The sequence below is a fragment of the Adlercreutzia equolifaciens genome (genome assembly GCF_029076695.1).
Lineage (GTDB): Bacteria > Actinomycetota > Coriobacteriia > Coriobacteriales > Eggerthellaceae > Adlercreutzia > Adlercreutzia equolifaciens_A.
Genome location: NZ_JARFIK010000494.1, coordinates 1 through 294 on the forward strand (window position 1 = coordinate 1; position 294 = coordinate 294).

Annotated in this window: 1 protein-coding gene; it reads left to right on the forward strand. The window is 45.9% G+C overall.

What is annotated here, in order from left to right; all coding sequences use genetic code 11:
• Positions 1–294, forward strand: a 294-nt coding sequence (locus tag PZH32_RS13330; RefSeq protein ID WP_275208730.1) for a hypothetical protein, incomplete at both ends; no start/stop codon positions are given.

Below are 294 nucleotides of genomic sequence, written 5' to 3' on the forward strand. Positions count from 1 at the left end.
GTAATATCCTCCAGGATATTACAAAAGGCCAGCGTGTGGAAGGTTTTACAGTAGAAGTGTTCGCCAATGGCGCATGGCATCATGTGGGTGAGGGAACTACGGTGGGATATAAACGGTTGTTGCCTTTCTCGGATAGTCATGCCGAAAAGGTTAGAGTGACAATTACGGGTGCTCGTGGAACCGTCAATATCAGTAACATAGGCTTGTATTATGCTGAACCATTGGTTGATAAAACGATGAAAGTAACCTTGAGTGATGTCCCGGTGGATGGTTGGAAAACAGTGGGCATGGATG